Below are 8988 nucleotides of genomic sequence, written 5' to 3' on the forward strand. Positions count from 1 at the left end.
CTGCTGTGTGGTAGAAGTCGGGCGGTGTCGGTAATCGGACAGCTTAGGGGTTCGGGGGCGTATCATTGCGGGAAAAAGCCGTCTGAAAAACCAAGATTTTTCAGACGGCCTTTTTTGCCGATACGCCCTACCCGCCCAGCGATGCCACCAATACGGCTTTGATGGTATGCATCCGGTTTTCGGCCTGGTCGAACACGATACTGGCTTCGCTCTCGAATACTTCTTCGGTCACTTCCACGCCGTTTAGGCCGAAGGTTTCGAAAATCCATTCGCCGACTTTGGTTTCGCGGTTGTGGAACGCGGGCAGGCAGTGCATGAATTTCACATTCGGGTTGCCCGATGCCGCCATCAATTCGGGCGTTACGCGGAAGGATTTGAGCAGGGCGATGCGCTCTTCCCAGGTTTCTTTCGGCTCACCCATGCTCACCCATACGTCGGTATGGATAAAATCCGCGCCTTTTACGGCTTCTTCGGCGTTTTCCGTCAGCAGCACTTTCGCGCCGGTTTCTTCCGCCAAAATCTGTGCCTGCATGATGATTTTTTCAGACGGCCACAAGGCTTTCGGCGCGCCGATGCGTACATCCATGCCCATTTTCGCGCCGAGCAGCAGCAGTGAATTGCCCATATTGAAGCGCGCATCGCCCACATAGGCAAACGCGGTTTCGTGCAAAGGCTTACCGCTGTGTTCCAGCATGGTGAGCGCGTCGGCCAGCATTTGAGTGGGGTGGAATTCGTCGGTCAGGCCGTTGAACACGGGTACGCCCGCGTATTGCGCCAGCTCTTCCACGATTTCCTGGCCGAAGCCGCGGTATTCAATACCGTCGTACATACGGCCGAGCACGCGGGCGGTGTCTTTGATGCTTTCTTTGTGGCCGATTTGGCTGCCGGTCGGCTCCAGATAGGTCACGCCCGCGCCCTGGTCGCGTGCGGCCACTTCAAAGGCGCAGCGGGTGCGGGTGGAGGTTTTCTCAAAAATCAGGGCAATGTTTTTGCCGCGCAATTTCTGCTCTTCGCGTCCGGCTTTTTTGGCGGCTTTCAGTTCGGCGGCCAAGTCGAGGTAATGCAGGATCTCGTCTTGGCTGAAATCAAGGAGTTTGAGGAAATGGCGGTTTTTGAGGTTCATAGTCGGGCTTTCTCGTGTAGAAAATATCTGCCGCTTGCATCTGCAGCGCGGCAGGCTTTGTTATATCTGTACATCCGCATATCCCGGGCGCAGGCGGCGGAACGGACGCCCTACTGCGCTCAACCGGCAAATAAGGCCGTCTGAATATCCTGCTGTTCCAAGTTCAGCAGATACTGCTTGCGGAACAGGCCGCCCGCATAGCCGGTCAGCTTGCCGTTGCTGCCGATCACGCGGTGGCACGGGATGATGATGGAAATTTTGTTCTGTCCGTTGGCGGCGGCCACGGCGCGCACGGCTTTGGCATCGCCCAAACGCTCGGCCTGCTGCTTGTAGCTGAGCGTGCTGCCGTAAGGTATGGTTTGCAGCGCTGCCCAGACCCGCCGCTGAAACGCCGTGCCTACGGGACGCAGCGGCACGCTGAAATTTTTCAGACGGCCTTGGAAATAGGCGGCCAGCTCCTGCCGCAATAAAGCCGATGCCGGGCATTCGCGCCACACAAAGCGGCCGCCGAAAGCCTGTTGCACCGCAGCCAATTCTTTATCTACGCCGCTTTGATCGGCAAATTCCAGCAGGCTCAAACCTTCCGCCTCGGCAAACACCGCCAGCATCTCGCCCAAAGGGGTGTCGATGCGCGATACGGCCAGCTCTGCGCCGCCTTCCGAGCTATGCCGCGCCAGCACCGCAGCCGCGCGGCGCAGGTGATTATAAGCCGCCCACGGCATACCGACGGCAGCGGCAAAATCCTGCTCGAAACCGGCTCTGTCCTGCGCGGGCAGATGCGCGAGGGCATCCTCGCCGTCCGCCGCACGCTCAATCCCGTCCCGATAAGGCTGCCAGCGCGTCGGTAATGTGTCTAAAGAAGGCAGGCTCAGCATCGCGGGTTTTATCCTTCTGTATCGTCTGTATCGTCATGCGCAAAACATTATGCGGCACTGCTGCACCCTGTTGATGATGTTTTGCAGTGGTTCGGGCTAGGCCAGCAATTCCGCCAGCATCGCTTCATACACCGCCGATAATTTCGGAATATCCGCCAGTAAAACGTTTTCATTGATTTGGTGGATGGTGGCGTTGCTCGGGCCCAGTTCAATCAGTTCGGCGGCGATGGCTTTGATGAAACGGCCGTCTGAAGTACCGCCGGTGGTGGAAAGCTCGGTGTCAATGCCGCAGACTTTTTGAATGGCGTGGCGGGCGACATCGGTCAGCCTGCCGGCTTGGGTGAGAAACGGCTGGCCGGAACACGCCCACTGCAAACCGTATGCTACGCCGTGTTTGTCCAAAATGGCGTGTACGCGCGCTTTCAGGCTGGCTTCGGTGGATTCGGTAGAGAAGCGGAAATTGAATTTGACGTTTAACTCGCCCGGAATCACATTGGTCGCGCCGGTGCCGCCGCCGATATTGGAAATTTGGAAGCTGGTGGGCGGGAAGTATTCGTTGCCCTCGTCCCACACTTCCCGGGTCAAATCCAGCAGCGCGGGCGCGAAGGTGTGGACGGGATTCACCGCCAGATGCGGATAGGCGATGTGGCCTTGTTTGCCTTTGACGGTCAGGTTGCCGGAAAGCGAACCGCGGCGGCCGTTTTTAATCATATCGCCCAAATCGGTAACGGCGGTCGGTTCGCCGACAATGCAGTAATCGATGGTTTCGCCGCGCGCTTTCAACACATCCACCACTTTGGTCGTACCATCGTGCGCGTCGCCTTCTTCGTCGGAGGTAATCAAGAGTGCGATGCTGCCTTGATGGCCGGGATTGGCGGCAATAAAACGCTCGCAGGCGGTGACGAAACAGGCGATGCTGGTTTTCATATCCGCCGCGCCGCGCCCGTACAGGCGGCCTTCGCGCTCGGTCGGCTCAAACGGCGGCGTATCCCATTTTTCCAACGGCCCTGCGGGTACGACGTCGGTGTGTCCGGCAAAGCAGACCAACGGGCCTGCGCTGCCGCGCCGCGCCCAGATGTTTTTGGTGTCGCCGAAATTCAGTTCTTCAATGGTAAAGCCGACGGCAGCCAAGCGTTCGGCCAGAAGCTGCTGGCAGTTTTGGTCGTCGGGCGTCACGGACGGGCGGGCGATGAGTTGCTTGGCTAAATCTAGGGATTGGGTTTCGGTCATGTTGGTTTTTAATAGTCAGGCCGTCTGAAAATATTGGGAAACGGTCGTTTGCACGTAATTTTTCAGACGGCCTGTTGCTGATTGGTTAACAATGCTTAACTATATCAGCGAAAACAGGCTTCATACAAGGGTAAAAGTTCGCGAATGGTATCGGCTATCCACCCGGCTTCGTTTTGTTTGCCCAAATCGTCGCGTTCGATGTGTCTGCCGATGCAGAAAAAATCGTCCGAGCTTTGCAGGCGCAAGGCTGCGTCGTTTTGCGCCGCCAGCGTTTGGTAATCGGCGTATTCGTCTTCCGCGCCGTGCCACATATCGAAACCGGCGTAACGATGTTTGTCCAAAACATCCAGCCATTGGTTGTATTCGGGCAGCGCAATCGGCGATATGCCCGCTTTGTAACAATGCCAATCAAGGCTGACGGTCAGGCGGCGGCGGTTGAGCAACACGGATAAAATCGCGGCGGAATCTTTGTATTGCGCGTATTTGAAATAGGCGAAAAAATGGGCGCGCACCTGCCAGCCGTTACACCACCGCTCGATATGCGGCGGCGCAAAAGGTTCGCCCAAATCTTCCGCAACCTGCAAAATAAGCTGCTGCCAAATCTGCCAATGCGCCTTGTAATCGGCTTTGATTTGCGGGATGGCCTCGGGCTGGTATTTTTTGAGTTGGGAAAATTGGTAAAACGGGATATTGAAAAGGTCGCTGCTGGCGGGGGTAAGCATGGGAGTCCCTTTTTTAGGATGAAGGCCGTCTGAAAAGGCGGCGGGATGTTGGTGCGTTGGGGTGCATCTTATTCGGGGTGCCGCAATTGTCGCGAATGCCCTACTTCTGCCGTCTTGCCGCCATAATCTTGCCGATTTCCGCCAATTTCTCCTGCGGAATAAATTCCTCGCCCATGTCAAACAGCGGCTCTTCAATAGCCAAATGCACGGCGTAGCCTTCGGTAAAGCGTTTCAAAACTTCGGTTTGCAGCGGGTATTGCGGGTCTGCTTCCAAATTTTGAAACTCTTGATAAAGTGCGTTCCAATTGGCGTGCAGGCTTTCGTGCTGGCGCAGCAATTCGCCCACGCCCGCCTGCGCCTGCGGGGCGTATTGCAACAGCAGCGGGAAGAAGTTTTCTTCTTCGTCTTCGTGGTGCAGGGGTGCGGCCACATTGAAATACTGGCTGATTTGCCTCACGGCCTGCAATACGACTTCGGTGCAGCCGTGTTCGGCAATGTAGCCGGGCAACATATCGACTTGGCTGCAAAAACGGCGTACTTTGCCGTGGCAGGCGTAGAGCATGTCGATGGGTTCGGCAAAGGTAACGCTTCGGGTGTCAAAGGGGTTCATGGTGCGGCTTTCTGTTTTGGGGCTGTTGACAGATAAATTGTGCAATCAGTCCGTCTGAAAAACAAAACAGCCCGCTTCAAAAGCAGGCTGTCGTTTTCCGGCTGATTAGTCAACCAAAGTGATGGTACCGTTCATCAGAGCAGCGTGGCCCGGGAAGGTACATACGAATTTGTAGCTGCCGTCGGCCAGTTTGGCAGGATCGAAGGTTACGGAAGACTCTTCGCCGCCGCCGATCAGTTTGGTGTGCGCCACAACGCGCTCGTCACCGGCTTTAACGTAGTCTGCATCCGGGCCGGCAGCCAGGCCGTCTTTAAACACGCCGTCCATGTCTTCGGCTTTGGCAATCACGATGTTGTGACCCATGCTGGCTTTAGGTTGGGTGCCCACGTGTTTCAAAGTCACGGTAAATTCTTTACATGCTTTGCTCACTTGGATGTCTTTGGTGTCGAACTGCATGGCGTCGTTGGATTCAACGGTTACGGCGCAGTTACCCGCAGCAGCGTCGGCGGCAGGTGCGGCTTCGGCAGCAGGAGCGGCTTCAGCGGAAGCTTCTGCGGCAGGTGCGGCTTCGGCAGCCGGTTTGGCAGGTTCTTGTGAGCAGGCAGCCAGGCCGATAACGGCGGCGGAAATCAGTGCCAAATAAGCTTTCATGTATATCTCCTAGGATGTGTATATCTAAATAAACGGGGCTGCTGGGCATACCCAAATTCGGTAAATTCAAAGTATGCGACTTTATTTTGCAATAAACTTTGATTTAAATCAAAACTCAGACGGCTATTTACTTCGGTTTACACAACCCACCTTGAAGGCCGTCTGAAAAATCCGCCCCACCTGCTTTTATTGACGTTTTTTAACATCTGCCGCCTACCCTACCGCCCCGCTAGAAGCGTCGGTACACGGCCGTCAGCCGCACTCTGCCACTGCATTTTAGCGCAGCCTACTCAAGCCGCTTGCAGAATATAAATATCTTATTGAACTGCGCTGTTCCATACGCTGCTCAGACTGCGCCATCAGCGTTTTTTATGTTTCTCCGCCAGCCGCGCCAATGCCGCTGCCAAATCCGGATGCCGCGCCGCCACGCGCTCCGCAGCCTGCTCGAATGCGCCGACGGCCGCATCGCCCAGCGCCAAATGGTTGGCTTTGGGCGGCGGCGGCGCTTTCGGTATCAGCCGCACGCGTACCGCCTCCAGCCCTTCGTGCACGCCCAAAAGCTGCGGCTGCAGCGAGGGCAGCAGCATTTTCAGGCGCGAGGCCGCCATATTGTTGGCCGCCAGCAGCACCAGCTCGTTGTTTTCGATACAGGCCGTCTGAATATGCGCCCGCAGGTTGGCCGGCAATATCCGCTGAACATCTCTATCCAGCTTCTGCCAATAGCGGGAAATCTGCAGCAGGTTTTGCAGATGCCCGGGCGCGTTGCCGTCGTCGCCCCGCCCTACGCGCTTCAAATGCCCGAAATCCATATCATCATCCCCATCGGCCGCGCCGCATGATTGAAATCCGCCGCAAGCGCCGCCATTTGCAATACGATTACCCGTCTTAACCGGCAGATTGTGTTAAAATCGCTTTTTTATTATGCCTATTTTACCCTAAGTCATAGGGAAGACCCATGCTGACAAACCTTGCAAAAAAAATCTTCGGCAGCCGCAACGACCGCCTGCTGAAACAATACCGTAAATCCGTAGCGAAAATCAACGCGCTCGAAGCCGATATGCAGGCCTTGAGCGACGAGGCTTTGCAAGCCAAAACCGCAGAATTCAAAGAGCGCCTGGCCGGCGGCCAAACGCTCGACGACATCCTGGTAGAAGCCTTTGCCGTCTGCCGCGAAGCCGGCCGCCGCGTCTTGGGCATGCGCCATTTCGACGTGCAGTTAATCGGCGGCATGGTGCTGCACAACGGCAAAATCGCCGAAATGCGCACCGGCGAAGGCAAAACGCTGGTCGCCACGCTGGCCGTGTATCTCAACGCCCTTTCCGGCAAAGGCGTACACGTTGTGACCGTCAACGACTACCTCGCCCGCCGCGACGCCGGCATTATGGAGCCGCTGTATAACTTCCTGGGTTTGAGCGTGGGCGTGATTGTGGCCGATATGGAGCCGTTTTTCCGCCAGCAGGCCTACGGTTCCGACATCACTTACGGTACCAACAACGAATTCGGTTTCGACTACCTGCGCGACAATATGGTGACCGACCAATACGACAAAGTGCAGCGCGAGCTGAATTTCGCCGTGGTCGATGAAGTCGATTCCATCTTGATTGACGAAGCGCGCACGCCGCTGATTATTTCCGGCCAGGCCGATGACAATGTGCAGCTTTACCACATTATGAACGCCGTACCCGCCCACCTGAACCGCCAGGAAACCGAAGACGGCGAAGGCGATTACTGGGTGGACGAAAAAGCGCATCAAGTTATCCTGAGCGAAGCCGGCCACGAGCACGCCGAGCGCATTCTCACCCAAATGGGTCTGCTGGCCGAAAACGACTCGCTCTACTCTGCCGGCAACATCGCGCTGATGCACCATCTGATGGCCGCCCTGCGCGCGCATACTCTGTTCCATCTGGACCAACACTATGTGATTCAAGACGGCGAAATCGTGATTGTCGATGAATTCACCGGCCGCCTGATGGCCGGCCGCCGCTGGTCGGAAGGTCTGCATCAGGCCGTCGAAGCCAAAGAAGGCGTGGAAATCAAGCGCGAAAACCAAACGCTGGCATCCATCACCTTCCAAAACTACTTCCGCCTGTATGAAAAACTGTCGGGCATGACCGGTACCGCCGATACCGAAGCCTTCGAGTTCCAAAGCATCTACAATCTCGAAACCGTCATTATCCCGACCAACCGCCCGATTCAGCGCAAAGATTTCAACGACCAGATTTTCCGCAGCGCCGACGAAAAATTCGAGGCTGTCGTCAAAGACATCCAAACCTGCCACGAAAACGGCCAGCCCGTGCTCGTCGGCACCACCAGCATCGAAAACTCCGAGCTGGTTTCCCGCCTGCTCACCCAAGCCGGCCTGCCGCACAATGTTTTGAACGCCAAAGAACACGAGCGCGAAGCCCTGATTGTTGCCCAAGCCGGTAAAGTCGGCGCCATTACCGTGGCCACCAACATGGCCGGCCGAGGTACCGACATCGTATTGGGCGGCAACCTCAAGCACCAAACCGATGCCATTCTCGCCGACGAAACCCTAAGCGAAGAAGAAAAAGCCGCCCGCATCACCGCGCTGGAAAACGGCTGGCAGGAAGAGCATGAAAAAGTATTGGCCGCCGGCGGCCTGCACATCATCGGCACCGAGCGCCACGAAAGCCGCCGCATCGACAACCAACTGCGCGGTCGCGCAGGCCGTCAGGGCGATCCCGGCTCCAGCCGCTTCTACCTGTCATTTGAAGACCCGCTGCTGCGCCTGTTTGCCCTCGACCGCGCTGCCGCCATCCTCAACCGCCTCGCCCCCGAGCGCGGCGTAGCCATCGAACACGGCCTGCTGACCCGCCAAATCGAAGGCGCACAGCGCAAAGTCGAAGGCCGCAACTTCGATATGCGTAAGCAGGTATTGGAATACGACGACGTTGCCAACGACCAACGCAAAGTGATTTACCACCAGCGCAACGACATCCTGACCAACCAAGACGTAACCGATTTGGCCAAAAACATCCGCGAAGAAGTCGTCAGTGATTTGGTCGATCTGCACATGCCGCCCGACAGCATGGAAGAGCAGTGGGACATCCCCGCGCTCGAAGCCCAGCTGGCCGGCGAATTCCGCGTACACGCCGACATCCAAGCCTGGCTGAAAGCCGACAATACGCTGGACAACCCCGACATCAAAGAGCGCATCATCAGCCGCATCGAAGCCGAATACGCCGAAAAAGTCGAGCTGGTCGGCAAGCAGCAGATGGCCGGTTTCGAGCGCAACGTCATGCTGCAGGTTATCGACAACCAATGGCGCGAGCACCTTGCCGCCATGGACTACCTGCGCCAAGGCATCCACCTGCGCAGCTACGCCCAGAAGAATCCGAAGCAGGAATACAAACGCGAAGCCTTCGCCATGTTTGAAAACCTGTGGCGCAGCATCAAGCACAACATCGCATCGCTGCTGGCGTCCGTCCAAATCGAGCGCAACGAAAACGTGGCCGAAGAGCTGCCGGAGCAAACCGTCAGCAACGTCCAAGCCGCCCAAGCCGACGCGCCCGCCATGGAAACCCTGCTGGGCGAATCGCAAACCGATTTGGTGACCGATGCGTTCAACCCCAACAACATCGACTTAAGCCCCGAAGCCCTGGCCGCCCAAGGCTATATCGTGCACCGCAACGATCCCTGCCCGTGCGGCAGCGGTTTGAAGTACAAACAGTGCCACGGTAAATTGAACTAAGGTTTAAGATGTGAACAAGGGCCGTCTGAAAATATGGATTTTCAGACGGCCTTTTTTTATTGAAA

Annotated in this window: 8 protein-coding genes; 1 reads left to right on the top strand and 7 read right to left on the bottom strand. The window is 56.7% G+C overall.

From position 1 onward, the window contains the following. Nucleotides 1–127: 127 nt before the first annotated feature. From BDE01S_RS05690 to BDE01S_RS05720, 7 genes are all read right to left on the bottom strand, one after another. Complete coding sequence (locus BDE01S_RS05690) at nucleotides 128–1123, bottom strand: ornithine carbamoyltransferase (RefSeq protein ID WP_066078502.1); 996 nt, start codon at nucleotides 1121–1123, stop codon at nucleotides 128–130. A 119-nt stretch (nucleotides 1124–1242) separates the two neighbouring features. Continuing rightward, nucleotides 1243–1998, bottom strand: coding sequence for a methylated-DNA--[protein]-cysteine S-methyltransferase (locus BDE01S_RS05695; protein ID WP_066078505.1), 756 nt, complete (start codon nucleotides 1996–1998; stop codon nucleotides 1243–1245). A 96-nt stretch (nucleotides 1999–2094) separates the two neighbouring features. After that, complete coding sequence (dapE, locus tag BDE01S_RS05700; RefSeq protein WP_066078508.1) at nucleotides 2095–3228, bottom strand: succinyl-diaminopimelate desuccinylase; 1134 nt, start codon at nucleotides 3226–3228, stop codon at nucleotides 2095–2097. Nucleotides 3229–3332: 104 nt separating this feature from the next. Further along, nucleotides 3333–3950, bottom strand: a complete 618-nt coding sequence (locus BDE01S_RS05705) for an HI_0552 family protein (RefSeq protein ID WP_066078512.1) — start codon at nucleotides 3948–3950, stop codon at nucleotides 3333–3335. A 100-nt stretch (nucleotides 3951–4050) separates the two neighbouring features. After that, entirely contained in the window at nucleotides 4051–4560 is a 510-nt protein-coding gene (locus BDE01S_RS05710; protein ID WP_066078527.1) for a hemerythrin domain-containing protein, read from the bottom strand. A 105-nt stretch (nucleotides 4561–4665) separates the two neighbouring features. Continuing rightward, nucleotides 4666–5211, bottom strand: coding sequence for an azurin (gene azu / locus BDE01S_RS05715; RefSeq protein WP_066078516.1), 546 nt, complete (start codon nucleotides 5209–5211; stop codon nucleotides 4666–4668). Between the two features lie 359 nt (nucleotides 5212–5570). Further along, complete coding sequence (locus BDE01S_RS05720) at nucleotides 5571–6020, bottom strand: DciA family protein (RefSeq protein ID WP_066078517.1); 450 nt, start codon at nucleotides 6018–6020, stop codon at nucleotides 5571–5573. A gap of 146 nt (nucleotides 6021–6166) precedes the next feature. Here BDE01S_RS05720 and secA point away from each other — a divergent pair, with 146 nt between their 5' ends. After that, entirely contained in the window at nucleotides 6167–8923 is a 2757-nt protein-coding gene (gene secA / locus BDE01S_RS05725; protein WP_066078523.1) for a preprotein translocase subunit SecA, read from the top strand. The last annotated feature ends 65 nt before the right edge of the window (nucleotides 8924–8988 follow it).

It is taken from the genome of Bergeriella denitrificans NBRC 102155 (assembly GCF_001592185.1).
In the GTDB taxonomy this organism is placed as follows: Bacteria; Pseudomonadota; Gammaproteobacteria; order Burkholderiales; family Neisseriaceae; genus Neisseria; species Neisseria denitrificans.

What these genes read in the sequence shown, in the direction of transcription:
- dapE (WP_066078508.1), bottom strand. Translation starts at nt 3,228, where the DNA reads ATGACCGAAACCCAATCCCTAGATTTAGCCAAGCAACTCATCGCCCGC.
- BDE01S_RS05695 (WP_066078505.1), bottom strand. Translation starts at nt 1,998, where the DNA reads ATGCTGAGCCTGCCTTCTTTAGACACATTACCGACGCGCTGGCAGCCT.
- BDE01S_RS05690 (WP_066078502.1), bottom strand. Translation starts at nt 1,123, where the DNA reads ATGAACCTCAAAAACCGCCATTTCCTCAAACTCCTTGATTTCAGCCAA.
- secA (WP_066078523.1), top strand. Translation starts at nt 6,167, where the DNA reads ATGCTGACAAACCTTGCAAAAAAAATCTTCGGCAGCCGCAACGACCGC.
- BDE01S_RS05720 (WP_066078517.1), bottom strand. Translation starts at nt 6,020, where the DNA reads ATGGATTTCGGGCATTTGAAGCGCGTAGGGCGGGGCGACGACGGCAAC.
- BDE01S_RS05705 (WP_066078512.1), bottom strand. Translation starts at nt 3,950, where the DNA reads ATGCTTACCCCCGCCAGCAGCGACCTTTTCAATATCCCGTTTTACCAA.
- azu (WP_066078516.1), bottom strand. Translation starts at nt 5,211, where the DNA reads ATGAAAGCTTATTTGGCACTGATTTCCGCCGCCGTTATCGGCCTGGCT.
- BDE01S_RS05710 (WP_066078527.1), bottom strand. Translation starts at nt 4,560, where the DNA reads ATGAACCCCTTTGACACCCGAAGCGTTACCTTTGCCGAACCCATCGAC.